We start from the raw sequence: 26508 nt of genomic DNA, 5'->3' as shown, positions 1-26508 counted from the left end.
AGTTGCTTCCTCCTTTAATGGTATGAAAACCATGAAAATACTATTCTTATTTATTTTAATGGTAGAGATCGATCAAGGGTTTGGTGAACTTTTGGAAATTGAATCTGCTGCTTTCCTGTTACTATTGATTATAGCTGTTTTTAAGCTGATAATCCTCTTTCCTAACATGGCAAGTTCATATTTTGGAAAAGGCTGTGGGCAGAGGGGCTCTTTTCTTTCATTTTTATAGAAGGAAGTAGCGGAATCCGGGCGATTGTGACTTTTATTGGTTGCTGACAAATGGTTATGCATTGATTGTTCGAGGTTATGCATCGATTATTTGGAGTTATGCGTCGATTAGTTTCATTTATGCATCGATTCTATTAGTTTATTGAAGAACCTGTGTCCTGCTGGTGACATCGGGGCAGTTTGACCAAGGGTTATGCATCGATTCTATTAGTTTATTGAAAAACCTGTGTCCAGCTTGTGACAACGGGGGTTTTTTAGTAAAAAACGGTAGTTTGCCTTTCGTTTTTAAAAACGAGTTGGTTGGATCCTCACAATTAAGGGCGGCTGTGACTTTTATCGGTTGCTGGCAAAGGGTTATGCATCGATTTTTCCGGGTTATGCATCGATAATTTTCGTTTATGCATCGATTCTATTAGTTTATTGAAAAATCTGTGTCCGGCTGGTGACAGCGGGGCAGTTTTATAGTAAAAAACGGTAGTTTGCTTTCGTTTTCAAAAGCGAGTGGGTTGGATATCTGCGCTTTTCCCGGCGGCTGTGACTTTTATCGGTTGCTGGCAAAGGGGTATGCATCGATTGTTCCGGGTTATGCATTGTTTATTTTGAGTTATGCATCGATAATTTTCGTTTATGCATCGATTCTATTAGTTTATTGAAGTACCTGTGTCCGGCTGGTGACAGCGGCGGGCGGAGTTTTATAGTGAAAAGCGGTAGTTTGCTCTGCTCTTTATAAATGTAATTTGTCTTTATTTTAAGCTTTCCCATACAGGAAGTAACAGAAAGGGGCCACGCATAACCTGTATGCGCGGCCTCTCCTTTCCTATATAAGTTTAGCGGTTTGCCTGCGCCAGGTTCGCTACTTCTCCTGGTGACAGGGCGCCTTCATAGATGCGCAATTCGTCCATTGCTCCCTTGTACGGGGTATCCCACCAGTTGACGCCCAGGCTGAAGCTGCCATTTGACGTGGTGAAGATATCAGGGAAGTTCGTTCCTGTGAACTTTTTATCCCCGTTAACATACAGGTTAATGGTCCCTTTATCAACGGTGAACGCAAGATGGGTCCACTCGCCTTTGTTGATCGTCAGGCCGGCCGGAGCGTCATACCATCTTCCGCTTCCTGACCAGACCATGGTGTTTCCGCCAATTGGGCCGTTCGGAAGAAGGCTGACCCAGTTATTGGAGTCTCTCGCACCGAAAAACGTTGTTGTGTAATTCGTCAATTGCTCTGGCTTCAGCCATACTGAAACGGAATAGGTATTGCTGGAAATCAGTCCGTTCGGCAAGCGTACACCTGATTCTCCATTAAAGACAGCAGCCTGGCCGCTTTTACCTTCCGTATAAGTGATCGTCCCGCCAGTATTATCAATTCGATTGCCTGTGATGGTACCATCACTGAATTTTCCATCGTTGTCTTTCAAACTGCTTTCGAAGCTGTAAGCTGCTGTCAATCCGGTTGCTTTGTAAGGAAGCACAGTAATGTCAAAGCTCTTCGTTGCAGTGACTTCCCCTTTGGTGACGGTTGCTGTCAAGGTAGCCTTCACGCTTTCTTTCCCAGCTTCAGGGCGAGTGATGACTCCTGTATTTGTTACAACAGCAGAGTCGGAAGTCTCCCAGGAAATCGTCGCGTGGTTTGTTCCTTCAACAGGAAGGTTCAGGTTGGAAATCACCTTGTCGGTATCGCCAAGGCTCAAGTCGCTGATGACCGCACCAACCACTTCTTTGTCGGTTTTGCTTTCAATTTTGCTTCCCCAGATCGATACGCCTTCCTTCGATAGAGCTGTAAACGCCATTACATAACGTTCTGATGTCGGATCCCACTGGCGAACGAATACTCCAGTGTAGGTTGCCCCATCGATTGTGATAATCGCTGTATTATGGCTGTCCTTCTCCCATGTTCCTTCTACATCGCCGGAAATGGTGCCATCCTTATTCAACGAGATAAATACTGATTTTTTAATTTCAGCAGAATAGTCTTTTCCTTGATTGATAAACTTATAGTCTCCAATTAGATCCTGACGGTTGACCTTGGCGATTTCCTCCCCTGCATAGCGGTATGGCGCCACTACTGGCCAGCCTTCTTTATTCATGAACATCTGGTGGATCCGGACTTCATGCATTTCACCTGTCTCAGGGAAACGGGAATGGAAGACCAGGAATTGCTTGCCGGTTTCAGGGTCCAGGTAGACGGAGTTATGCCCAGGGGACATGTATCCTACACCGATTCCTGTACCTGGGTCACCGACTTTTCGTTCAAACAGGAAATTACCCATAATTTTATTGCCATAAGGAGTATGATCCACATTGCCTGGCAGGACCGCATCCTGTCCACTTGCATCCAGGTAAGGACCATCAGGACTTTTCGACCTGAACTGCCTCATGTTATAGCCGCCGTCTACTCCCAGCCAGCCGTAGGTAACATACAGATAAAAATAGTCGGTATTCTTGTCATAGACAATGTACGGGCCTTCGCCTGATTTGGTATAGCCGCCCGCAATCTTCGTTCCGAAATAACGGTCAATCATGCGTCCATCTTCAGTTTTGCCGTCTTTTCCTGGATAAATGGCTTTGCCTGTCTCTTCGTCAATTTCTAAAACGAAGATTCCGCCTGACCAGGAACCGTACGTCATCCACAGCTTGCCTTCTTTGTCACGGAACAAGTTGGCATCAATGGCGTTAGGGAAATTGCCGTTAGCGAAAGAGCCGTTGCTGTTGAACCAGCCAGTTCTCGGTCCTGTTAATGTCCCTTCATTGATCAGGTCCTGAATGTTGGTGTTGGTCCATTTTTTATTGACCTTGCTGTTGGCATCATATGCTTCTTCCTTCGTGAAACCAGAATATACAATGGTATCAACATACTTGTAAGGCCCTTCGATTTTGTCAGAAACGGCATATCCGATAGCTGAACGGATATAAGTGGAGGAAGCACTGTAATAGATCATGTACGCACCCTTTGATCCATCCTCGTTCACATAGTTTTCATTCCAATACACATCCGGAGCCCAGACAGCGAATCCTCCTTTGCTGTCTGAATCATTTTCTCCTGCCCATTCAAAAGACCCTGCCAGATTTTTGGACAAGTCCCCATAAATGGCATTGTCCGGTGTCGTATAGCCATTGGTAAAGGTTTCCCAGCTTTTCAGATCTTTTGACTTGGCTGCCTCAATATGGGAGCCGAATACATAATAGGTATCTCCATCTTTTACAATGGAAGGGTCATGCACGGAAACATCATTAAACACCGGTGCCGGGCCTTGGATATCCTGGCCTGGCTTATTGCTGTTCTCGTTCGGCTTTGCCGACTTGGCCAGCCCTTTCCCAAAGGTTGTGCTGGAAATCACCAGAACAAGCAACAACATATAAATCGTAAAACGCCCTAGGTTTTTACGCATCTAAAAATTCCCCCTCTTTTCTATTAGATTGAAAGCGCATCCATTTTTTGGTTACGTGAAGCTGCCTATCTACTATATGGTATGGCCTGTCCCCTCCTTAACAGAGATTAATAAAAACATTAACATATTAATGTTAATATAAATTCAGATAAATCTCAATATTATCTTTAAATTGACACAATTAAAACAAATTCTCCTATGGCAGCAATATCCCTCTGTGAACAACGGCTCTAACTAAAGTGCCCACATCAAATTGTCCATAGAGATCTTAGTATTCTATTGCTTTTATCAGATATCAATCAATTTTTCAATATTGGAGCGGATATTTTAACAAGTTGTAATTCTATTGTCATATTCCAGTTTCATAGTTGAGGTAAACTATTTAAAATGATGAATATCTCACGCTAAAAATAGGTCAGAGCCAGAAAGGTTAGTGAACTTTTAAAATGCTTTATATTTGGGACATCGAGAAAATAATCAAAAATGCGTTACACGAACTCAAGATAGATCTTGACTATGCACATGACGATAAACTAGCTGCACCAATGAGTTACAATGTATCCATCAAGACCATTAAATTTAATTACCTCGAAATTAACGGTTATATAGGAAAAATCAAATTTAAGGAAACCCAGGAGAATCTAGTTAAAATCATCCTCTATCATGTAATCGGTTACTACCTGGATTTTAAGAAAAACAAGCATGATACACGGATTTTGATGTATGGAGAGGATGAGGAAAAGGAACAGTTGAAGTCTATAATAGAAACAAATGCCTGGGAATACGGGAGGAAAGTGGTACCTGAAAATCTGTTAGATTCATATGATAAAGTGCGTGAATTCGATAAACAATTAATAAAGAGTTTGTAATACCATTCTAAGTTGAGGATTTATAGTTTGGCTTTTATTAAAAAAAGGTAACTTTGCTCTGAAACTGGGCCTTGTCACCGCCCGGACACAGGTTTTTCAATAAATCATGATGATCGATGCATAAAATTCCGTAATCAATCGATAAATCCCGGGAATCGATCCATAAACGTCGGTGAACGATGCATAACTCGAATTTACTCTTGTCATACGTCTTTTGAATCGAGCTCTAGACTCTCGTTTTTCCAGGTTTTAGTGGGAATATTGGGTTTTCTGGCTTTTTTAATTACTATTTTTATAGGCTTTTATTAAAAAAAGGTAACTTCCTCTGGAACTGGGCTTTGTCACCTCCAGGAAACAGGACTTTCATCAAAAAGCACCGGGCATAATGCCCGGTGCTTCTGATTTCTTATTTACGGATCCAGACGGCACCAGCAGAGTTGTCTTTCGCTTCGCCGATGACCTGGAACTTGATTGGATACTGGGAAGGTACCTTCACGCCGGCATCCGGAATCATGCTATTAATGTAGGTATTGGCAGAATCGAATGTAGATATACCCTTAAGTCCTCCGTATTCATAGAGGCCTCTAGTAGGAGAATCTACTGTCCATGCCGGAGCTTTGTCCAGGGAGAACGCTGCATCCGCTACCTGGTATCTTACACTTTGGTTGATGCTTGGCTTACCGTTCAGTGTACCTACAATTGCTTCTGGATGTGCGTCAACTACACTTAGGAAGCCTTCGCCAGGGTGAACGCCAGTCCAGTTGTCAGTATAGGTGTCATCGCCATACCAAACGACTAGACCAGTATTATATTTTACTCCGCGGGAGAATTGAAGAGCTGTATCGGAACCAGCGTAGTTTCTCCACTCAAGATAGTAATAATGAGGCTTTGTGATAAAGCCGTCGGATACTTCAAAACCATCCAGAGTGACTTTCGCTTCGCCTTCAGCGTCGTCAGAGAAAACAACTGTCCCATCGACTGTCAATTTAAGATCATCCATCGCGAAACCGTTCGGAGCCAGTCCGCCGTCCGTCACGTATTCAAAGACAAGCTTCACTTTCTTTCCGGCAAATTGAGTTAAGTCAAGAGACTTGTCTTCCCATTTGCCAAGGGAAGTTTCCATCCCATCTTTCGTATTAACATCACCGATTGTATCAAGCGTTACGGAGGTACCATCTTCGGTAACAGCTTTTACATACAGATAGTCATAATCAGTTTCGACTTCGTACCACTGCTTGTAATCAAACTGGGCAACTGAAGCAGCAGTTAAATCAAACTGTGGTGTTTCCAGTACAGTGTGAAGGTCATCGCCTTTTGTGCTGTAGTAGTATTTTTCACCAGAAGCAACCGGAATTCCAGGAACCTTTTTATCTGGAAGATTCACTTTTACAATTCCAGGATTCTTGGACTTCGTGACACTCTGGTCAATGACAGTTGCAAGACCGTTTTTATCGATATCTTCATAGTCTACTTCTGTAATGTTTGCCCAGTTGCCGCCCATTGTTTTCTGGAAGAATTCTTTGTTTTGCGGAGAGAAGCTTGGTGCTTCTGTTCCGGCAATCTCACCGTTCCAAGAGCCGCCGCTCATGATGGACCAGGAAGCAACTGTGTCGCCGTGTCCAGTGTACTGGGTATCATATTCATCCGGAAGGCCAAGGTCATGTCCAAATTCGTGTGCGAATACACCAACGGCGCCATCTTCAGGCTCGATTGTGTAATCAAAGGCTGCCATCTTGCCGCCCCAATATCCTACAGATGCTTTCGTGTTATCAACACGATAAACGCCATCCAAAGTCCAGCGGTGGGACCAGATTGCATCATCGCCCAGCGCTCCGCCGCCAGCTTCCTGGCCAACCCCTGCATGAAGGACCATCAAGTGGTCAACAAGGCCGTCCGGCTCGTTTTGGTTTCCGTCGCCATCAAGGTCATATAAGTCAAATTCATCATACTCAGCCAGATCGATTCCCGATGCCACAGCTGCATTCAAAGCATCTTTTACAAGCCCGCGTGGACCTTTTGTTCCTGGGTTATTATCGTTTCCGCCTTCAGGATTGTCACTTCCGTAGTCTTTATAGTTCCCTGGCACAGTCAGCCAGTCGGAAACCATCCCGTCAACCGTGTAGCTGCCGCCGGACTGCTCTTCATAGTATTGTTTGAAGGTTTTTACTTTATCTCCGTTGAAAAGTTCGAAATCTTCATCGCCAAACAGCATTTTTTCATAATGCTCTTTGTTGAAATCGTCTGCATACATATAGCCTGGTGCTTGCTTGATATTGTTGTGCTTGAAATCAGCGTATTCTACCAGCAGCACAAGCACCTTGTCCTCACGAACGTCCCCATCATAGCTTGCCTGTTTAGCAGAGTCGACTTTCACTGCGCCGTTTGGCTTGCCCTTTTTAAAATTCTCATGGCCTTTGTCAAGCTGCTTGGACAGCTTGTCCTTTTGTTTGGTTACGAAATCCTTTGCTTTCTGGTCAAAAGCCTGCTGTTCTTTCGTAAGGGCCTTGTCTGATTTACCAGGCTTTTCCCCCTGCTTTTTCTTTATGTAGGCTTTTACCGCTTTGTTCACTTCCGCCTCGGAAGCACCTTTCTTAATGACGCCTCTTTCCTGCAAGGCTTTTGCCAGCCTGTCCTGATCCACGATGTTTAAATCGATCGGCGCTGATTCCGCAGCTGATACCGGTGCAGCTGAAACTGGCGCTGCACTTGGACCAGCGAAGGTTGCCGAAAATAATGCTGTGGCTGCGATCGTCGTAGCCGCGATGCTGGACAGCACCTTTAACCCACTGTTCTTTTTCACCCTTGTAACCCCCATTACTTTTTTAATAGATTGTGATATGGATTGTAGCACCGAGTTAAAATATTGTAAATATTTTAATATATTGTTATATTTTAATCATTCAATCTATTTTAAGGACTATCTTCCTAAAAATAGGAGGGAAACTCCCTGTCAAAATGGGGAATTTGGTAAAATAAAGCAAAAAACGGCGAGTTTACCGCCCATTTTACTAAAACTATACTTATTTCGCGTCCCGAAATTTGATTCTTTTTACCTATGAAAAACAGGCGGAAAAATTAGTTTGTTTTACCCACTACATTACTTTACTATAGTAAAACCGTACAGAATTAACTTGGAAAAGGAATCCTTTTTGATAGTCCGTGGTACTTCCACTAACCACAGGCTCCGTACCCTTATATGTAAAATATTATTGCTCCTATCTACTGCTGATCTAAATAGCGGAAGGCTTCGCCGAAATATTTATTAATCAAACGTTTGATTAAAAACCCCTTGGCAAATCAAGGCTCATCGGTCCTGTGCCCGAAGTAAAATGAAATTTGCAGCAAAAAACAGCCCGAAACCGGTTCGTTTCGGGCTGTTTTTTATGAAGAATAGGAAACTAGCAAAATGATCAGCAGCGGGCCGAAAATGAGGAAGTACCCTTTTGGATTGGCAAAATTGATGGTCCATCCAACCCCAAACCGCTTCTCCACAAAGATGGAGGGATCATTTTTATTAAAATAAAAGAGTCCGACCTTCCAGTGGTCATCTTCATCATAGTCTCGGATTCCCTGGGCAGCCGGCCCTTCGCCTGCCTGGTGGCCGGCAGTTCCCACCTTGACCGCAAAGACGATGGACCCGATCAGGACAACAAGCATGAAAACGACCGGCAAAATCATCATCACCGCATCATCAGCCAGGCCCTCATGGATAGTGGTGAGCTGCAGGAAGGCCAACAGCATGGTCATCAATACACATACAAGAAACATAAACCAGCTCGAGTATTTTCTAAGTGTCAGCTGCCGGATGGTGGAAGCTTGCGGCCTTGATGCGCTTATTTTAATCCCGGAGCGCTTTGTGGCCTCGTTGATTCCCAGGAACATCCCCTGCATGCAAAAAAGGACGATCAGCGGGGTAATGACAGAGAGCGGGCTTTTAGCCGTAAAGGCATCCGGCTTTCCATTTGCTCCCCAATGGGTCGGAATCTGTTCGGGAAGAGCGCCATATTGTGTGGCCGTGTAGCCCATCACCCCCAGCGTCACAGCAATCGGAAGCAAATAGACGTACCATGGGAGCATTTCATCCTTTGAGCGGGCCGACATATCCGTTATTTTCACCTGCTTCAGGTCCTCGCCCCACTTTTCGGTCCTTTTCCGCTTTGCCGTCTTGCCGTGAAAGTAAAAATAAAGGGCCATGCTTAAGAAAATGATTCCAAACTGGATCGCTGTTCCTGTCAGGACCAATTGACCCTCGGCCGGATTACCGGATACGGTCCATATCCAGAAAACAACTATAGCCAGCGCGGATAGACTGAAAACCAGCAGTGAGTATGTTCTCTTATAGGCTGCAAGCTTGTCATCCTTCGCCTCTCCCTCCGGAATGGACACCCCGAAAACGACTGTCTGCTTGACTAAATAAGGAATGGCTGTTTGAGTCATTGCCAGGAATGCCAGCGTGATCAATAAAATGGTTAAAGCCATGAGTACTCCTCCTTCTTCATGATTTTATTTCTTTTAGATCGTGAATGATGGAAATGAGCTGCTTCTCAATTTGCTGCTGATCCAGCCCGACAACCAGCGCCTCTGCAATCACAGGCCTAAGGGCGGCAAAAATTCGTTCGGCATGGCCGGCCTCCTGGCTGATTTCCTTCCGCGGCCGGACCACCGCGCCTGATTTTGGAATGATGGAGATGATCCCTTTCTTCTCGAGTTCATGATAGCTTTTATTGACGGTATGCATATTGACGCCAAGATCGGCTGCCAGCGCCCGGACCGAAGGCAGAGAATGACCAGGCTGTAAAAATCCGGTGGCAATTCCTTCGATGATTTGGTTCGTCAGCTGCGTATAAATCGGAATATCAGACTGAGGTTCTAACTGTATGATCATTCCTGTCCCTCCATTCTGTTCTACTTACATTATAACAGAACTGTTCTATATTTTATAGAACAAACATAAAAAAACGCCGGAGAATTTCCGGCGCCTTAACGAAAACAACTACAGGTAATAATAACCATCGAAATTGTACACCCAAATGCTGTAAAATGGGAGATGGCTGTTCCAATGGGCAGCACTTTTAAACGCAGCATTCCATCAGAATAGGATGTGTTGAATAATGACGGCAAAAGTCTTTATAAATTTCCTCTTTATCATGACATACTTCTATTTAGTCTAATATGCCCCATCTGCGGGCATTTTTTATTTGGCGATTTTTAATTGGCTTCCCTGTTGCTGCCCTTTTTTCTGCTGTCAGGGAACAGGATGTAACTCAATGAAATCAGAAAGTCGATGCCCAAAATAATGGACCACTTATTCCATACCCCCATTAAGGTTTTCGCATTGGATGATCCCTTTCCCGACAAGTAAATCATCCCTCCCAAGAAGGCTCCGCCAATGATAAATGCCAGCAGATGTCTGAAAAAGTCCCGCATTTCTTTTTTTCCTCTTTCCAGACCGTACAGCTTCTTCGGGCGATTGTCTATTTTTAGAAAGTAATACTGAAATTGCCGGTCTGCCCACTGAATCATTTGTTTGCCGTAAGCAATGGAGACTCCAATATAGATTGCCTCTAATCCATGGGCAAAGGTCGCTTCCGCCCCATTTTTCAAGTCAAACGCGGTGAACATCAGCAGCATGAGGTCGATGAGCGGCGTCATGCCGAACAGCCACAAGCTCAATTTTTCCTTTTTTAACCTATACCTCGTTACAAGTCCTGCCAGGATAAAAATCCAAAATCCGATTTCAGCCAGTATGATTAGGATTGTAATCATTTCGCTCTCCCTTTAATCCATTTTCATTCAGTTACCTATCAATATACTTGTTCCGTGTTTAAAAGTTTCAAAAATTAAAGGTTTGCCTTAGTAAAAATAAAGTGAAGGATATGGGGGATTGCCATTTCCAAATGGGAGCTTGTTTCATATTTTATAGGTAATAACAGTGTAAGGAAGTGTTCTAAATGGCAAGAAACCGAAACGAAAGGTCCCGGTCATTTTGTATCTTCCCCGGATACAACTGGTGCGGACCTGGCTGCAGCGGGCCAGGGGCTCCGATAAATGAGGTCGATTCGTGCTGCATGAAGCATGACGTGTGTTTAAGCCGGGGAAGGTCGCGCTGCGAGTGTGATTACCTGTTCATGGACTGTCTTCGGTCAAAGCGCAATCCCCGCACCAGGCAAGGGCGGCATGCTGCGTTGATGTATGGGTTTATGAATTTTAAAACGGGTTTTACTTGCAGGAGATGGTAGGGATGGGCAAAGGCTGCAGCGGGATGGAGCTTGTTTGTTGACTTATCGATTGATTTTTTAGGGGATGGACCGGTTGTTATACGTTCTAAATAGGTTATATAGGGAGATGAAATGACTAAATCAGTTTATAGGTTGACTATTTCGGGTTATGCACCGTGTTTTTCGTAGAAGTTAGCTTCTTTTCGTTTTATTTGAGTTTATTGAAAAACAGGTGTCTTCCTTGTGACAACGGGACTTTTCAGGGGGTACTCTTCATTTATTTCATAATAAACCTTTGCCGGACCTTTTTATCAGTCTTTTGAATTGGATTTGCAACAGTCATGGACACCAGCTGGAGCGGTTAAATTAGTTGAAAACGACTTATGCATGGATTGTCTGGAGTTATGCATCGATTATTTCGGTTTATAGATAGATTATTTCGGTTTATGCATCGATTATTTCGGTTTATTGAAAAACCCGGTGGCCGCCTTGTGACATCGGGACTTTTCAGGGGGTACTCTTCATTTATTTCATCATAAATCATTGCCGGAAACCTTTTATCTGTCTTTTGTATTGGATTTGCAGCTGCCATGGATGCCAATTGGAGCTGAAAACGACTTATGCATAGATTGTCTGGAGTTATGCACCGATTCTTTGAGTTTATTGAAAAACCGGTGTCTTCCTTGTGACAACGGGACTTTTCAGGGGGTACTCCGCTCATTCAATTATCCCGGGGTTTATCAAAAGTCTCGCTTATTTTCATCAAAATTAAAAAAGGAGTGAACATTCCTGTTCTCTCCCTGCCTGGTTTATATGCTTTTATAATAAAAAATCGTGGCATCGAGCTCTCCATTCGCCGACCTGGCATAATGGGGAATGCGCCCCGCCTGCACGTAGCCCATGGAAGTGTACAGCTGATTGGATGGGTCACCTTCCCTTGTGTCGAGTACCAATAATGACCTTCCCTCTTGCTTTGCCCGTTCCTCCGCCTGTTCCATGAGCAGTCGGCCAATTCCGTTTCTCCGGTGTTCCGGGTGCGTCATCAGCTTGGCGATTTCCGCCCGGTGGCTGCCGTTCTGCTTCTGGCTTAAATGCAGCTGGACACTTCCAACGCTAGTTTTGTTGATCTTGGCCACCAACAGAACCACATCGGGTGAGATCACGTCCTCCCAGTATGCTGCTGCCTCCAAATATTTTAATGGGGGTAAAAAACCAATTGAAGCCCCGTCTCCAACCACCTGAATGAGCAGCTCCGAAAGTTCATGGATATGCTCGCCAATCTCTGTCAACTCGACAATTTCTAGATCACTAGCCAATACAATCCCTCCTCTTTACATTAAACAGGAAACGATCGTTTCTTACACCTTCAATGTGAGATGTACTGACACATATCTTTTCCTGCCGTTCTGCTGCTGTCCTTATTCTGTTTGTACCTGGGCCACAATGGGTATATTAACTTTAAATACAGAAATGGAAGGAGAATTTTTCATGCTCTGGACAATCATTAGTATCCTGCTCGGCTTATGGGTGCTTGGCCTCATTTTTGATATAGCTGGAGGAATCATTCACATCCTCCTTGTCATTGCAGCCATTGTGTTTATTGTTAACTTTTTCAAGGGGCGATCTTCAAGCAGAGGATAGCCTGATTTCCTAAAAAAAACTCTTAAGCTGCAGCCCTCGCCTTTTCCCTGGCGGGGGCTGCATGCTTTTTTACCTGTTGTCACTCACTGCTCCATCAACAGTCTCTCGGTCACACGCAAAAATTCTTCGCAAATTTCGAGACTTTCGATAATTTCCTCCCATGTCATATCCATTCCCAGCTCATTGGAATGGGCAATCCGATCCCTGAGATCCCTGACTTGATTGGCCATTCGTTTCCCCTGGCTTTTTGAACTTACGGGAAATTGACCCTTCAGGTGCGGATCGTTCAAGACAATATGCAGCTTATCGCTGATCTGCAGGCACTCAATCAGATGAAGGTCTTCATCCTTGGCCAGCCGCTCCTGGTACAAGGCTTCCGCTTTGCTAAGGCGCCCCTCACTCAGCAGGCTTCTCCAGCTGCTTTCAGGCAATTTTTCATAAATCAGCTCGCCCAGGTTCATTTCCAAAAGGGTAATATACCCAAATATCAGCATCCGGACGGGGGGCTTTTGCAGGTCGGCCCCTGTAATCAGCTGTGTAACTTCATTGTTTTCGAGGACAAAGATTCTTTTCCGTTCTTTAAAAATATGTAAAAACTGCATCAGCGGAGTGGAGTTGGAGACAATTTCCCTCGTCTGAAAAGGCCTGACAAAATCGCGGATGGTTCCTTCTTCCAGCCTCTCTCTTTCCACATACCCTATCACCTCATCGCCTTCCTTCACACCCAGAACATCGTAATTCCTTTGCGCCAACTCCATCTTCATCGATAATGCGTCCTCTTGGATATCACAAACCAACAGGTACTCCGCAATGCTTTCCACTGTAATATTGGTTTCATAGAGTGTCTTGAGAGCCTGGTACTTGCTCTTTCTCCTTACATGGCGGTCCATTTTCATTTTTCTGCTCCTTATCCGTACAAAACTTTCCGCCGCCATTTTAGTTATCCTCCTCAATTAAATGGGACGGATGATCCTCTTCCTTTTAAAATAACACAAGTTTCACAGCTGCCAATTATAAATTCTCAGCTTAAATAAAAAAACTGTGAACCTGCCTAAGGAAAGGTTCTTACTCACGACAGGTCAAAAGCGAGAGTAGATAGCGAGGGAGTCCTTAGGGTAACTCTAAAGCTTTGTGGTCGCTCAAGCAGAAGATAATCCTGAGGAAAGACTGAATCAGCTTTAATTTATTTAAAGCTTTGTATCCCGCAAAACAGGAGAGGGAGGAATCAAGCACAAGTCAATAAAGGTACTTAGAAATGGAATGAAACGCCCCCCCTCTTACAGGGAGGGGTTATTTATACGGAAATTTACCTTCACTTGGCCTTTTCTCTGTCTTCCCTGTCTTTTAGCATCAAAAATTTCTTCACTCCATCATTCCAGGAAAAGGCAATTAACTTCTGCCTTCTCTTCCCTGGTGCGTCTGTCACGATAACAGTAAAAAGGGTCTTCAGCTTTGTTTCAGGGTCGGTGTAGAGATAGAGGCCTTCTGGCTCGCCGAAGTTGGCCTCATATCGTCCCTTGCGATTTAGTCCGACCGGCCTTTTTAGTTCTTTGACGATTTTCCCTGATGGAAGATCGATATGATATAAATGAAAGTCACTCGCTCTTTGTCCAAAGGTAAGATAAAGGTTTGGACCATCCAGGGTCATACCTTGAAGGATGAGTTTATTCATCGACATCGGGAATTCGTAGGAGTATAACACCTTATTTATGCCTTTTTTGACATCCTCAATGTTCCGCACCTCAACCCTGCTGGCCTTCTTGCCTTTTTTTAACGAGGTGTGCCGGTAGGCAATAGATTCATTCTTAGCATCGGTAAAGGGTGACATATAGGCAGCTGGATCAGGAAATTCCGCAAGCTTTTCAACATTGGGGGAATTCACGGTGAGCTGGCTTCCCGCTGCGTATGGATAACGAGTTAAGAACTGGGTTTTAACCCGCCCATTCGAATCCACACTAAGCATATTGGACCAAATATAAACAGAGTTGCCATTTCGTTCAATTCCAATCGACGTCCCATGGCCCCCGTAACGTACGGTCATGCTGTCCAGCAAGCGTCCATTAAGGGTTAACCTGGAGATCACGAAGCTTTCAGCGGTGTCTCCTTTAAAGGTCCTGGCTTGCGTGGCGTATATGCGCTGGCCGGCTTCATCGATCACAATCGTTTGATTGACGGTGGATGCTGCCAGATCAAGATCATACAGATAAACTTCAGACCATTCTCCGTCAGGTGCTGCATGGAGTAGCGGTGTTCTTTCTGCTTTCGCAGAGTATTCTTCGCCTAAAAATAAAAAAGAGCCTGTTAAGGTCAAAATGGCGGCTGCTCTTACCCATGTTTGCCAAAACATTCGTCCACCCCTCATTTTGTTTAGAGGTAGTATTTGTTGAGTCAGGCCAATTCTTCCCCCGTTAAAGTTGGATAGTCTGTAAAATTTTCCCCAACCCCAGGTTACAGGGAAATAACAATTATATGACAAGCCCCCTCTCCTTCCATAAATATGGTAGAATGGCGTACATGCGCTAGTGAAAGGAGCAAATAACTATGTTTAAACGAATTTCTGCCTGGTTCATCATCCTGAGTCTTGCAGCCATTTTAGGGGCCTGCAGCAGCAATGAGGCTTCAGACAAAAGCAAGGAAGACAAAAGCAAGGAAGCTAAAAACGAAGAAGCCGTTGCCACGGTTAATGGCAAAGAGATTTTGAAGTCGGATTATGAAAACTCACTGAAAAGTGCGAAGGCAACCTATGAACAGCAAGGCATTAAGCTCGACAGCAAAACGGAAAAAGAAATGGAAACCGGTGTGCTTGATCAATTAATCAACACGGAGCTTGTCCGTCAATCGGCAGAAGCTGAGGATATATCGATTAAACAAAGCCAGGTGGATTCCGAGTTAGCCAATATAAAATCACAATTTGAAGATGATGCGAAATATAAAGAAGCTCTGAAGCAGAATAAAGTAACCGAGGAAGAACTCAAGAAGCAGGTTAAGCAGCAGATGGTGATTACCGAGTATCTCGACGGCGCCATTGGCAAGGTAACGGTAACCGAAGATGAAGTGAAGGTAATCTATGACCAATACAAGGCCCAAACCGAAAGCCAGGATCAAAAGGCTGAGAAGTTTGAAACCGTAAAAGCTCAATTGGAGCAGCAGGCCATCGCCCAAAAGAAAAACGAAAAGGTCAATCAATTAGTCGAGGATTTACGGAAGAAAAACGAAGAAAATATCAAGATTCTATAGTTTTCGTGCCCCTTGCCTCCCTGGCAAGGGCTTTTTAATTTACATGGTAAAAAGGCTACCTAAAACCGTTTAGGGAAATTAGGATAATATCCTCCTATATAAAGAAAAAAGGTTCGATGACCTATTCCCCCGTCATCGAACCTTTTTCTATTAAACAGATACAGGCTTGGTTGAAGCACTGCCTTCGTTTTCCAGCTTGCTTACGGCTTCAGCACTTGTATCCACACGTTTAACAAATATCGCCATGATGAGCACAATGATGTTGATGGCAAATGTTACGTAGAAGGAATACTGAATTCCGGACAGCAATGCCTGCTGGGTTAAAGCGGCTGTGGAGGCCTCTGTCATGGTGGTTGGATCCACACCTGACATTAAGCTCTCTGCCTCTGATTTTGTTACGGAGTTCATGATGGTAACCAAAATCGCTGTACCGATTGAACCCGAAACCTGCTGTGCAGTATTGTTGATTGCTGTGCCGTGCGGGTTTAGACGAGTTGGCAATTGGTTTAAGCCATTTGTCATGATCGGCATCATGACCATGGACATCCCGAACATGCGCAAAGTATAAACCAGGATAATATAGGCGTAGCTTGAATCCAGCTGCAGGTGAGCCAGCATGTAGGTTGAGATCGCGGTAATCGCAAGACCAACTACTCCCAAGATTCGAGGGCCCATCTTATCGAACAGCTTTCCTGTTATTGGAGACATAATCCCCATGATAACTGCCCCCGGCAGCATCATTAAGCCTGAGTCCAAAGGTGAAATGCCCCTTACACTTTGAACATACGCAGGCGTTAAAATCATTCCAGAGAACATGGCCACTGCATTGACAATGGCAATGATTGATCCTAGTGCAAACATCGGATACTTATAAACGGTTAAATCCAGCAGTGGTTTTTCCATTTTTAACTGACGAATGATGAAGGCAATCAGGGCGATGCCCCCAACAATGAGTGACGTCAGCACAAAACCGTCAGTCCAGCCGTCCGAGCTTGCGGAACTGCATCCGTACAGCAAGCCGCCAAATCCCAGGCAGGATAAAATCACAGACAAATAATCAAGGGTGGCATTTTTGTTTTGCTCCATTACATTGTCAAGCTTCCAGACCGCCAGGATCACACTGATCACGGCAAGCGGCAGGATCATTTCGAAAAGGACACGCCAGTCGTGGTACTGGACAATGTAGCCGGACAACGTCGGACCGATGGCCGGCGCCGTAATCATGACGAGGCCAAAGATGCCCATGGCAGCACCGCGTTTTTCACGCGGAAAACTGACCAGCATGACGTTCATCAGCAAAGGTCCCATGACTGCTGAACCTGCCGCCTGGACCATGCGTCCAGTGAGCAGTACACCGAAGTTTGGTGCAAAAGCTGCCAGGGCGGTACCTAAAGTAAAGATGACCATCGAGGTAATGAATAACCCCCGATTGGAAAAGCGTGTCAGCAAAAAGGCTGAGGCCGGAACCAGTACCCCGCTGACCAGCATGTAGCCGGTTGAGAGCCACTGGACAGTGGAATAATCCTTTATTTCTAAATCGACCATAATCGATGGCAATGCTACGTTTAGCAGCGAGTTATTTAAAAATGACACAAACGCTCCGACGAATAAAATCGCAATCATAAGATACGGAGTTTTTTTAGCTTGTAAACTGGAATCCATGTTTCCTCATCCCTTTTTCTGTTATTAAGTTTTCATTACTGATATATTTTATACCCACCGTTCAATTAAATCAATAATTTTATACCAAAGGTACAAACCATTGTATTTCCAGTGCAAGAAAATTATACTAATCCTATAAAAAGATCAGGAGGACGGCATGAATAATCGAAAAAGGAAAGTAGCCGACATTGCGCTAAAGCTGTTTACCGAAAAAGGAATCCAGCAAACCTCCATTCAGGAAATCATTGAAAAGGCGAACATCTCCAAAGGAACCTTTTACAATTATTTCTCATCTAAAAATGACTGTGTTGCCGATATATTGGAAATCCTCCGCTATGACGCCAGTCAGCAGCGGATCGCCCTGCAAATTGGAAAGGACACGCAGGACCGGGAAGTTTTCATCGACCAGATCACCATTTTAATGAGGCTGAACGAGGAACGAAATCTGCATGCCCTGTTTGAGGCGATTTTATTTTCAAATGAAACGGACCTGAAAAAACTGGTCCTCCAGCACCGGGTCTATGAATTGGACTGGCTGACCAACCGGCTGATTGAGATTATGGGAGAAGACATACGGGAATTTGCCTTTGAAGGAGCCATCCTGTTTTATGGCATGCTCCAGCACATCCTGTTCACGCTGCGAATTACAAACAGCACCTATTCCCTGAAGCATTTAGTGTCTGTGATCCTGTCCTATTTAGAATTAATCATCCCGCAGATGAAACAGAATGGCGGCTTGATGCTCAATTACACTGCGGTCGATTTATTGCGGTCAAACGTCGATAAAAATATCAAAACCCTTCCTGAGATCATGGAATTCGCAGATAAACTCCAGCAGAATTACTCATTCAATGAGGAGCAGCAGGACCTGTTTGACGCCATTAAAAGTGAATTGCAGCGAGTGCGCATCCGAAAAATAGTCCTGCAGCCATTGCTAAAACCATTGCAGCAATCCTTTACTGACACTTCTGCAGAGTCACAGGTTCACACCTTTACCAATATGATTTGGTATTATTTGAAGACCACATAAAAAGCTGCCTGAATGGCAGCTTTTTTTTGGTGGGGCCAACTATTTGGCGTGTTTCATTAGGGTTTTTTTAGCGTAGCTTTTTAGGATTTGAAGACAGGATTCAGGTCTTATTTGAGGCTATGGTATTTAGACTGGAAGATACCCATTCTTTGGCATCGAGTCCGAATGGCACCTAAGTTTTACACGGTTCCCTGTTTCCTGGTATCCACCCTGAAGGACGCCCAATTCAGACAGGATTATTCCTTCTCACTAGCGTCGGGACCGAATGGGAACTCCGCACTTACTATTGCCATGGAGGTATTCAACTCACAATACGGAAAGGAGATCCGTGCTTACTTTCCCGTATTGCTCCATCCACTCCTCTTTGAATTTCTGGACATCAGATGCAACGGAGGGATGCTCAATCAGTCCCTGTATCAATTCAGGTGCAGCCGTAATGCCATGCGCCCCGGACAAACACACCTGGTGCAATTGCTGTACGTTTTTGAAGCTTGCTGCCAATACCTTGCAGGGAAGTCTGTGGGCAGTAAAAATCCTGGTGATATCCTCTACGACCTGAACCCCATTGCCTGTGAGATTATCAATCCGGTTTACATAGGGTGCCACATACTCAGCTCCGGCCTTCGCCGCCACAAAGGCACTCATCGGGGTATACACAGTGGTCGCCAACGTGCGGACCCCTTTCTCTTTCAAAAGCTTAATCGCTTTTATTCCTTCTGCTGTTACAGGAACTTTTATTAAAACTGGCCCGGCCAATGCCTTGGTGATCCCGCAAGCCTCTTCGACGATTTCTTCTGCTTCGTCGGCCACCGCCTGGACAAACAGTTCCTTTTCGTCCCCAATCACACCCCTGATTTCCTGCAGCAGTGGGAGGAACGGCTTTTTTTCTTTTACAATTATGCTGGGGTTGGTAGTGACTCCATCAATCGGAAAATACTTATTCAACTGTCTTATTTTTTCTGCGTTTGCTGAATCAATGACAATCTTCATCTCTCACACCTCTTTTAAAATAAAAAGCTTAACTCCTGTGGCTTCTTTTATAGAAGACAATCGTTAAGCTTTTTTTAATTTTTATTTAGTTAAAACCTGAATCTTATCCCCTGTCTGAACTTCCCCAATTTCAGCATCCTCCAGATAAAGCGAACCTGGAAGCTCAGGTGTCTGCGATCCGTCAAATTTCAGCGTGATATGTCCGAGGGAGGTTAAATTTTTCTTTACCGCATCCCCTACCGCCGTGATTTTATAGGCTTTTTCACCGATTTGAAGTATATCACCAGGCTGGATTTCTCCATTAACATCGTTAACATCAATCAACAGGCAAAATTCTGCTAACTCGGCTGGAGCGTTTTCACCAAAAAGGATCAGCATTTTTTCACCAAGGAAATCGGACACAGACGGTCCAATGGTATTAATTTTTGTTTCATATTTTAACATCGTGAAATCCCCTTTATTTCTAGATTTAAAATCATGCTGGATGAGAAATTAATCGTATAGTCCAAAGCTTGCCAGCCATGCGATAAAGACGGTCGGCGCACCTGTCAGGAACCTCGAATACAGGACGGATGGAACCCCTACTTCTACGGTTTCAACCTCTGCCTCCGCAAGGCCCAATCCTACCGGGACAAAATCGGCTGAAGCCTGGGCATTGATGGCAAACAAGGCCGGCAATGCAAGGTGTGCAGGAATGTTCCCCTTGCCGATTTCCACCCCGATCAGCGTTCCAACCACCTGGGCAATAACGGCGCCAGGTCCCAGGAATGGGGACAGGAGCGGGAACGAACATACAAGGGCAATGACCATTAGTCCCCAAATGTTGCCTGCAAACGGGGACAGGATTTTCGCAAAGACATCCCCAATGCCAGACTCAAGGATAATCCCGATCAGCATGGCAACAAACGCCATAAATGGGAGAATCGTTTTGATGACCGTATCAATTGCGTCACGGCCAGCCTGGTAAAAGACACTTGTGACAGAACCCATAGCCATTCCGACTCTTGCCATGAATCCCTTCGGCTGTGTTTGTTCACTGATTTTCTTTTTTGTGCTGTACTTCCCTTCCGGCTTGCTTTCCTGCTTGTTTTCCGGCTGGATTGCTTTTGCAGCAGCCGGCTGAGGAGCAGCAGCGCCTTCTGCCAATTGAATATTGTCCACTTTGACGCCAGAGACGTAGATGTCTTCCGTAATATGTTTTGCCAGTGGGCCGCTTTGTCCTGTAGGCATGATGTTGATCGTAGGAATCCGCTTCTGGGGATACAGGCCACAGCGAAGGGTTCCGCCACAGTCGATGATGACACAAGCCATCTCTTTTTCAGGAACGGTTGTTTTAAAGCCATCAACCAGCTCGCAGCCAGTCAGTTCAGCGATCTTCTCTGCAATGTCGGGCCGTTGGCCGCCTGTTATATAAACGACTTTATTCTTCTCCTCTGTTGGAGAGATGACTAAAGGACCGCCAAACCCGCCGGGACCTTTTGAAATTTTAATTGATTGGAATTTTGTCATGGTTGTCATAGCTTTCACCACCTATAATTGGACTGTGTCTTTCAATTTTACATTTTGCTGTTTAGCGACATATGCTGTTGTTAAATCCGTCACCCAGCCTCTTAGGAAGTTGGTCACAACCCCGACCAGGAAGTAGCGGAGAGCCAGCTCTGTTACATCATGTCCCAGCGTCGTGATCCCGGCGGATATTCCGAGGAACACGAACAGCTCGCCAGGGTTTACATGCGGGAACAATCCATTGTGTGTATGGCAGGAATAGGAGGCCGCTGCATAGTAGCTTGGTTTGTATTTCTCCGGCAAAAACCGGCCAAGCGACAGTGTCATTGGGTTTGCCAGGACGAATGTTCCGATGACGGGCAAGACAAAATATCTGGTGAAGGCATTCTTCCCGGATTTTCTTGCAAGCCTTTCAACCCTTTGTTCCCCTACCAGGCGGACAAGAGCGTTCATCGCTACCAATAACATTATCAGGAGCGGTACAATATCGGTGACCAGGTTAACGAATACCTCGCCGCCATGCCTAAATAAATCCATAAATTTTTCAGCAAATTTAATAACGATATTCATGATTTCACCCTTTTCTTATTTCTTACTAGGAATTAAATAATCAATCCAGCCTTTTTTGACCTGGAGCTCCCCGCCTTTTGAAATGATGTCATAGCTTCTTAGGGCGTCTGTAATGGCCAGCCTTGTCAGCTTGTCCACACCTTTAAAGTCCTCTTCAGAAATTTTCAATAGATATTTCCCTTCAAAGCCTTTTAGCTCCCTCACACGGGAGAAAACGGTGACGCCCTGCATTTTTGCTGCTTTTAAAATTTTATTCCTTTTATCGATGCAAAACATGACGACCGTGCCTGCACGGAACATCCCAGTCCGTTTTCCGATTGCCACCCGTCCAAGCGCCCTCATTTCGGCATATTTTTTATTAAAATGCCTGATTTGAACGAAACCAAGTATACTCTGCACAAGCCAGGCTGCACCGATTAAGATAATTAAATAGACAATCATCTCTTCATCCCTTTTCATTCTGTTTGTGATGGTGTGTAAAATAAGGACCAGTTTCAGCAGTGTTAAACATCTGCCTGGCATAGCTGGCAAATAGTTAGATCAGGCCATCCGTGCTCAATTGCACCGCAAACGCTGTCAAAAAAATCCATTAAAGATAGTCAGCCTCGTATGGATCCTTATACCCTGCTGCGTTTCGAAACGGCCTGTTCAAGGAGCTGTTTGGCCTCCTCATGGCTGCTGGCACGGGCCAATTGGTCCGTCAGCTGCTGGTCATTGGCGATTTGCAAAATTTCATCATACACTTTTACGATCAGATGCTCATTGTTGTCCGTTTGCTGCTCTGGCAATCCAAGCAGGAAAACGAGCTTGACTTCCTTTCCGTCCGCTAGTACTTTTTGAGGAAAGACCCCCAATGCCAGCTCGATTGAAGGAGACTGATGGTTAAAAGTGTGAGGCAAAGCCACATAGTTATCGAAGACCATGGAGCCTTTCATTTCTCTTTCCTTAAGGCGTTCTTTAAAGCCTTCATCCAGGAAGCCCTGTTCCACCAGGCTCTCCACCATGATTCTCACATTTTCGTGATAATCCTTCGAGCTGTCTAAAAGAAAGAATTTCTCTTTAGGAATCAAATGATTGATAATGGACTGATGAACCTTGGTGTCTTTAATGTTTAGCTTTTGCAAATAGGATACTTTTTCAATTTCTCTTGTCACATTCTGTTCATCAAAAATTTCACTGATTGTGATGAATGGTACGCTTGTTTCAAACGGCAGTGTAACCGTCGAAAAGACAATATCATATCGGGACAGGACCTCTTCAGTGATCTCCTTTTCTGAAAAAAGGTCAATCTGAGTATTCTGGTTGAGAACACGCTCCAATTGAATCGCGACCAATTTTGCCGTTCCTCTTCCCGTTCCGCACACGACCGCGGCCTTTTGAAACCTTTTCACCTTGACATTGCTTTGGGCAATAAAGACTCCAAAATAGAAGGCCAGGTATCCAAGCTCATCCTCCGAAGCTTTCAGCTCATATCGATTTTCAATCACTTGCCCGGCGATCTCGGCCATTTTATAGGCGACTGGGTATTTCTCTTTTACATCAGCGAGCAGCGGGTTTTTCAGCCGTAAACCAAACATCAGGCGGTTAAGCATAAAAGTCAGGTGATATTGAAGATCCTTAAAAAACGATTCATGCTCCTGGATAATTTCCTTATTGAATCCCACCTGTTCAACAATGAGCTCCAGCAGCTGCTTTACATCATTGGTAATGGTGATTTCCGCCATGGTCCGATTATTGGTAGGTGTACGCCGCCCTGCAATTGGGATGGTCATGAACAAAATCTCAGGCTGAGGTATTTTGATGGGCAGCAGTTTCTCTATAGCGTTTACAATTTCCAGTGCAATTTGATAATCGTTGCTGTTCAATAATTTTTGATGCTTTTCATCCATCTCGTTTAAGGGATGGTCTTTTAAAAGGCGGTCCAGCATCACAGTGATAAACTCCATCAATCGGGCTTGAGTGGAGGAATCAAAATCATGCCTGCCTGAGATGTTCGCAATCTCTTCAACAATATCGATATCGACCGGATAATCGCCATACAATAGGTCATAGATATTGTCGAGAATAAAGAATCGAAGATCAAGCTCCCTTCCGGACAGCTCCATGCCCTTGTTCGGCTTCCCCTGAATGAGAAGATTGTAGGTTCCCAGGGGGACCGATGCTTTTTTCAATTCATTCACAAGAGTGGTTCTCCCAATATGCATCTCAAAAGCCAGGTCATCCAGGGTATAGGTTTTATCACTATTGATCATTTTGTCGATAATGAATGCAATCCTGTGTTTGGAGGAACTGACTGAATCATTCCTGGCGCTGCTTTTGTCAAGTAAAGAGAGGAATAACTCGTCATCGCTGACTTCCAGGTGATATCCCTTCCCTTTTTCATTCACTAACGATGCAATTCCGTCCAGATCATGGTTCAGCTGTTTAATATCATTACGTACCGTCCTCGTGCTCACACCGAGTGATTCGGCCAGAAAATCCAGAGAACAATAGCTTTTCTTGTGTGTTAACTCCAGGATGCGAGCCATTCTTTCATCTAGTATTAATTCAGACATTTCATCACCTCTGCGTAAAAAACGAATGCCATAGAAATTGAAGTTTACAGGGAAAAAGTCCAGATAGATGTACAACATGATTTCTCTAGTTTTCCCTGCCGAGCTGACATCCATTAAGGTCTGACCTGTCTCAAATGCTGTCCTGTTTTTTAACCGCGGGACTTTCCGCCTGAGATATTTAAAGTCGTACCAGTAATATAGCCAGCTCGATCTGAAGCCAGGTAGGCAACAAGATCGCCGATTTCCGTCAGCTTGCCTTCTCTTCCAAGCGGAATGGATTTACTGTAATCTGTGTTCAGGCCATCTACCGTCACGCCGCGTGTGTAGGCCAAAGCCTCATTGTAGGAATCCGTCCTCAATCCTGTTGTTTCAATGATTCCTGGTGCGATGGCAACAACGCGGATATTGTGTTTTCCCAATTCCTTCGCCCAAGCTCGCGTAAAAGCAATCACTGCCCCTTTTGTCGCGGAATAACAGCTTTGTCCAGCAGAACCTTCCTGCCCTGCTTCGGAAGAGACATTTATAATAACACCCTTATTTTGTTTGATCATTTCTTTGGCGGAAGCCTGCGCAAAAAGGTATGGGCCTTTTTGATTCACTGCCACCATAAAGTCGAAATCTCTTTCGCTTAACTCGTATTCCGGCCTTTCCCCTTTGTCATCAACCAAAAGCCTTGGAAGATTGACACCTGCATTGTTGACCAGAATGTCTACTGAACCAAATACCTCAACCGCTGTTGCAACTGCCTGGTCCACACTTTCCTTTTTGGTCACATCACATCTAACAAAGTAGGAGCCATCCGCTTGCTGTCCGTCCTCCCCATACAGGTCAGCGACTACCACCTTCGCCCCATTTCTAAGTAATTCATTTACAATATTTAATCCGATGCCAGAAGCCCCACCGGTCACAATTGCTACTTTACCTTCCAAACCAAGCCAAGAGCTGCTCATAAAAACAATTCCTCCTAATCCCCTTCATTTTGAAAGCATTATCATTTGCTTGTGTTAAATATAGAGGATTACAAAAAACAAATTAATACAGACTTTTTCACCTTGAAGTGAAAAAGTTTGTATTAATAGATTTTTATAAGAGCAGATTCTTTTTGAATGAGATGGATTCAGACGTGCGTTCCTTCATGAGGAGAAAATCCCCGGCCTCAGGCACACAAAAGAGAAATGCGTTCCCGAGCCAGGGAAATATCCATGGAACTAGTCACGCAAAAACAATATGCGTGACCCACCAATGAAAGAATCTCTGACCTCAGGTACCCAAAGGGGAAATGCGTTTCCGAAAAAGCAGAGAATTACTGGTCTCCGTCACGTAAAGAGAAACTAGTCTTTGAGAGAAGAGCTGAATCTCGCATTTAAAAACTCCAAACAAGATGTATATGAGCACCCAAACGAGTACCTAAGCAAAATCAGGCGTGAATTCCTGTGAGGATTCACGCCTGATTTTTACTATAATTTATTTCTTCAACGATTCATAATGCCCGATGATTTCTTTGGCAAGCTCGCTTGATTCATCCAAACCGGACACTTCCTGGAGGGCATACGCCACTCCGTGTTCCTGGATCATGGCCTGCAGCTTGACGGCATCTTCGTCTTCCTTATAGTCAAACAGGAGCGCTGCCGCTATGGCCTTTGCCAGGTTGGTATAGGATAGGCCTGCTTTTTGCGCCTGTAATGCCGGGCGCACGAGACGGTCCTCTGGTCCAAGCTTCCTGATTGGGGAACGGCCGACCCTTGTGACTCCATCGTTCAGGTGGGCGTTCTGGAAACGGCTGATGATTTTATCAATATATTTCTGGTGCTCTACCGGATCCAGATTATACTGGTTGATCAGGTAGGCACCCGTCTCACCAAGCGTTGCCTTTACCTGATTGTAGATTTCCTCATCGGCCAGTGTCTGGTCAATGGTTTCCTTGTTGGCAAGATAGCCGAAATATGCAATCACGGCATGGCCAGTGTTGACGGTGAACAGCTTTCGTTCAATAAATGGAGCTAGCTCGGGAACAATCTTCATCCCTTCAATGTGAGGGATTTCTTCCGTTGTTTCCACAACCCATTCATGGTAAGGCTCAACGAGGACATCCAGTGAGCCCTGGTTGTTTTGAATGGGAACAATTCGGTCAACCGCGGAGTTCAGGAACGCCACATTGGCCAGGACTTTCTCTTTTGCTCCCTCATCAAGGTGCTCCAGGATATAGCCTTTCAACAGATCGGTTGCTGAAATCTGGTTTTCACAGGCAATTACATACAGCTTATCGCTGGATGCCTCTGCTCTTGCCATCAGGCCTTTGGCAATTAACGGCGCAATCCTCGGAAGGATGTTAGGCCCAATCGCCGTGGTTAAAAATGTGGCCTCCTTGATGGCCTCGACCACTTCGTTTTCCTGCTTCAAATTATTCAGGCCGGAAACATTCGTAATCATCACGGTTTCCTGCTGATCTGTCGCAAGCTTGACGTTGTACTGCTTCTCTTCATTTAATTGATTAATAATCTGATCGGCAATATCCACAAAAGTCACATGGTAACCAGACTGGGAAAACAGCGCCCCGATAAATCCTCTGCCAATGTTCCCTGCACCAAAATGCACTGCTTGTTTCATCGAATCATT

The 26508-nt window shown here is 44.7% G+C and carries 23 protein-coding genes; 6 read left to right on the top strand and 17 right to left on the bottom strand.

The window, feature by feature from the left end:
• Nucleotides 1-22: 22 nt before the first annotated feature.
• Complete coding sequence (locus EV146_RS26810) at nt 23-229, top strand: hypothetical protein (protein WP_199232658.1); 207 nt, start codon at nt 23-25, stop codon at nt 227-229.
• Nucleotides 230-1055: 826 nt separating this feature from the next.
• Here the strand turns inward: EV146_RS26810 and EV146_RS05095 are convergent.
• Nucleotides 1056-3614 (bottom strand): LamG-like jellyroll fold domain-containing protein, encoded by a 2559-nt coding sequence (locus tag EV146_RS05095; protein WP_132002869.1) that lies wholly within the window; start codon nt 3612-3614, stop codon nt 1056-1058.
• A gap of 446 nt (nt 3615-4060) precedes the next feature.
• Here EV146_RS05095 and EV146_RS05090 point away from each other — a divergent pair, with 446 nt between their 5' ends.
• The gene (locus EV146_RS05090; protein WP_132002866.1) at nt 4061-4483 is read left to right on the top strand and encodes a hypothetical protein; all 423 of its coding nucleotides are present in this window, start codon (nt 4061-4063) and stop codon (nt 4481-4483) included.
• A 406-nt stretch (nt 4484-4889) separates the two neighbouring features.
• On the opposite strand, the gene EV146_RS05085 is transcribed toward EV146_RS05090, so the two are convergent.
• The 4 genes from EV146_RS05085 to EV146_RS05070 all read right to left on the bottom strand — a co-directional run bounded on the left by EV146_RS05085 (nt 4890) and on the right by EV146_RS05070 (nt 10249).
• Entirely contained in the window at nt 4890-7298 is a 2409-nt protein-coding gene (locus EV146_RS05085; protein WP_132002863.1) for an immune inhibitor A domain-containing protein, read from the bottom strand.
• A gap of 566 nt (nt 7299-7864) precedes the next feature.
• Nucleotides 7865-8962 (bottom strand): DUF1648 domain-containing protein, encoded by a 1098-nt coding sequence (locus EV146_RS05080; RefSeq protein ID WP_132002860.1) that lies wholly within the window; start codon nt 8960-8962, stop codon nt 7865-7867.
• Between the two features lie 16 nt (nt 8963-8978).
• Nucleotides 8979-9368 carry a GntR family transcriptional regulator gene (locus tag EV146_RS05075; RefSeq protein WP_132002857.1) on the bottom strand — a complete coding sequence of 130 codons (390 nt, stop codon included), beginning with the start codon at nt 9366-9368 and terminating at the stop codon, nt 8979-8981.
• Nucleotides 9369-9691: 323 nt separating this feature from the next.
• A complete protein-coding gene (locus EV146_RS05070) occupies nt 9692-10249 on the bottom strand; it encodes a hypothetical protein (protein ID WP_219916253.1) in 558 nt (185 codons plus the stop codon).
• Nucleotides 10250-10434: 185 nt separating this feature from the next.
• Here EV146_RS05070 and EV146_RS27805 point away from each other — a divergent pair, with 185 nt between their 5' ends.
• Nucleotides 10435-10722, top strand: a complete 288-nt coding sequence (locus EV146_RS27805; protein ID WP_132002854.1) for a phospholipase A2 family protein — start codon at nt 10435-10437, stop codon at nt 10720-10722.
• A gap of 788 nt (nt 10723-11510) precedes the next feature.
• Here EV146_RS27805 and EV146_RS05060 read toward each other — a convergent pair.
• Nucleotides 11511-12017: a GNAT family N-acetyltransferase gene (locus EV146_RS05060; protein ID WP_132002851.1), complete on the bottom strand. Its 507-nt coding sequence runs from the start codon at nt 12015-12017 to the stop codon at nt 11511-11513.
• Nucleotides 12018-12189: 172 nt separating this feature from the next.
• Here EV146_RS05060 and EV146_RS05055 point away from each other — a divergent pair, with 172 nt between their 5' ends.
• On the top strand, nt 12190-12342 hold the full coding sequence (locus EV146_RS05055; RefSeq protein ID WP_121610861.1) for a lmo0937 family membrane protein: 153 nt from the start codon (nt 12190-12192) through the stop codon (nt 12340-12342).
• An 83-nt stretch (nt 12343-12425) separates the two neighbouring features.
• Here the strand turns inward: EV146_RS05055 and EV146_RS05050 are convergent, their stop codons facing one another.
• Entirely contained in the window at nt 12426-13277 is an 852-nt protein-coding gene (locus EV146_RS05050) for a hypothetical protein (RefSeq protein WP_132002848.1), read from the bottom strand.
• 377 nt (nt 13278-13654) lie between these two features.
• Nucleotides 13655-14689 (bottom strand): phage baseplate protein, encoded by a 1035-nt coding sequence (locus EV146_RS05045; protein ID WP_132002845.1) that lies wholly within the window; start codon nt 14687-14689, stop codon nt 13655-13657.
• 194 nt (nt 14690-14883) lie between these two features.
• On the opposite strand from EV146_RS05045, the gene EV146_RS05040 reads away from it, so the two are divergent.
• Nucleotides 14884-15579 carry a SurA N-terminal domain-containing protein gene (locus tag EV146_RS05040; protein WP_132002842.1) on the top strand — a complete coding sequence of 232 codons (696 nt, stop codon included), beginning with the start codon at nt 14884-14886 and terminating at the stop codon, nt 15577-15579.
• Between the two features lie 150 nt (nt 15580-15729).
• Here the strand turns inward: EV146_RS05040 and EV146_RS05035 are convergent, their stop codons facing one another.
• The gene (locus EV146_RS05035; RefSeq protein ID WP_132002839.1) at nt 15730-17241 is read right to left on the bottom strand and encodes an MDR family MFS transporter; all 1512 of its coding nucleotides are present in this window, start codon (nt 17239-17241) and stop codon (nt 15730-15732) included.
• Between the two features lie 157 nt (nt 17242-17398).
• Between EV146_RS05035 and EV146_RS05030 the strand changes: the two genes are divergently transcribed.
• Nucleotides 17399-18271 (top strand): TetR/AcrR family transcriptional regulator, encoded by an 873-nt coding sequence (locus tag EV146_RS05030; RefSeq protein WP_132002836.1) that lies wholly within the window; start codon nt 17399-17401, stop codon nt 18269-18271.
• Nucleotides 18272-18577: 306 nt separating this feature from the next.
• Here the strand turns inward: EV146_RS05030 and EV146_RS05025 are convergent, their stop codons facing one another.
• The 8 genes from EV146_RS05025 to EV146_RS04990 all read right to left on the bottom strand — a co-directional run bounded on the left by EV146_RS05025 (nt 18578) and on the right by EV146_RS04990 (nt 26499).
• On the bottom strand, nt 18578-19261 hold the full coding sequence (locus EV146_RS05025) for a transaldolase family protein (RefSeq protein WP_132002833.1): 684 nt from the start codon (nt 19259-19261) through the stop codon (nt 18578-18580).
• An 81-nt stretch (nt 19262-19342) separates the two neighbouring features.
• Complete coding sequence (locus EV146_RS05020) at nt 19343-19705, bottom strand: PTS glucitol/sorbitol transporter subunit IIA (protein WP_132002830.1); 363 nt, start codon at nt 19703-19705, stop codon at nt 19343-19345.
• A gap of 48 nt (nt 19706-19753) precedes the next feature.
• The gene (gene srlE / locus EV146_RS05015; protein ID WP_132003711.1) at nt 19754-20770 is read right to left on the bottom strand and encodes a PTS glucitol/sorbitol transporter subunit IIB; all 1017 of its coding nucleotides are present in this window, start codon (nt 20768-20770) and stop codon (nt 19754-19756) included.
• 21 nt (nt 20771-20791) lie between these two features.
• Nucleotides 20792-21337, bottom strand: coding sequence for a PTS glucitol/sorbitol transporter subunit IIC (gene srlA / locus EV146_RS05010; RefSeq protein WP_132002827.1), 546 nt, complete (start codon nt 21335-21337; stop codon nt 20792-20794).
• Nucleotides 21338-21352: 15 nt separating this feature from the next.
• A complete protein-coding gene (locus EV146_RS05005; RefSeq protein WP_241993817.1) occupies nt 21353-21796 on the bottom strand; it encodes a transcriptional regulator GutM in 444 nt (147 codons plus the stop codon).
• A 158-nt stretch (nt 21797-21954) separates the two neighbouring features.
• Nucleotides 21955-23892: a BglG family transcription antiterminator gene (locus tag EV146_RS05000; RefSeq protein WP_132002821.1), complete on the bottom strand. Its 1938-nt coding sequence runs from the start codon at nt 23890-23892 to the stop codon at nt 21955-21957.
• 149 nt (nt 23893-24041) lie between these two features.
• The gene (locus EV146_RS04995; protein ID WP_132002818.1) at nt 24042-24842 is read right to left on the bottom strand and encodes an SDR family oxidoreductase; all 801 of its coding nucleotides are present in this window, start codon (nt 24840-24842) and stop codon (nt 24042-24044) included.
• Between the two features lie 514 nt (nt 24843-25356).
• Entirely contained in the window at nt 25357-26499 is a 1143-nt protein-coding gene (locus EV146_RS04990; protein WP_132002815.1) for a mannitol-1-phosphate 5-dehydrogenase, read from the bottom strand.
• Nucleotides 26500-26508: the final 9 nt, after the last annotated feature.

The organism is Mesobacillus foraminis (assembly GCF_004340465.1).
Lineage (GTDB): Bacteria > Bacillota > Bacilli > Bacillales > Cytobacillaceae > Mesobacillus_B > Mesobacillus_B foraminis.
The sequence above is the reverse complement of the archived record's forward strand: the minus strand, read 5'-3'. Positions and strand labels throughout refer to the sequence as shown.